The sequence below is a fragment of the Saccharopolyspora griseoalba genome (assembly GCF_042665275.1).
Taxonomy (GTDB): Bacteria; Actinomycetota; Actinomycetes; order Mycobacteriales; family Pseudonocardiaceae; genus Saccharopolyspora; species Saccharopolyspora griseoalba.
Genome location: NZ_JBHTCJ010000045.1, coordinates 1 through 554 on the forward strand (window position 1 = coordinate 1; position 554 = coordinate 554).

Sequence of the window (554 nt, forward strand, 5' to 3'; positions counted from 1 at the left end):
CCCTGCTCGGTGACCAGCTCCTCGATGCGCTGCTGCGCGCCCGGGGTGGCGGCCAGCAGGGTGTGCAGCATGGCGAGGTCGAATCCGGGGAGGAACAGGCCGGTGAACTCGAAATCCAGCAGCGCGACCGTGCCGTTTTCGGTGCGCAGCAGGTTGGCCGGTAGCGGGTCGCCGTGTGCGGGGGCCGCTGGTGCCGGTAGCTGTCGCAGCAGCGCGTGCAGCGCGTCGCGGTCGGTGTCGGTGAACCAGCCCTGGTGGTGATAGCGCTCCACGCGGTCGGCCAGGTCGAACACCGGTTGCAGAGCACCGGGTGGCGGCGTCCAGCGTGCGAAGCCGGTCACCGCGGCCAGGGAGGCGTCCACGGTGGCCTCGTCCAGCGAATGCTCGGGGTAGCGCTCGGTGTCGACCACCGTGCCGGGCACCTGCTCGACCACCAGCACTCGGTGGGAGTCGGCGTGCACCAGCCGCGGTACCCGTACCGGTGGTGGATGCTCGGAGAACGCCTTGCAGGTGCGGATCTCGTGGGCGAATCTCGCAGCCCAGAAGTCCTCGTC

1 protein-coding gene is annotated in these 554 nt (G+C 70.4%); it reads right to left on the bottom strand.

What is annotated here, in order from left to right:
• On the bottom strand, window positions 1-554 hold a 554-nt coding region (locus ACFQRI_RS27105; RefSeq protein ID WP_380673502.1), incomplete at both ends, for a phosphotransferase.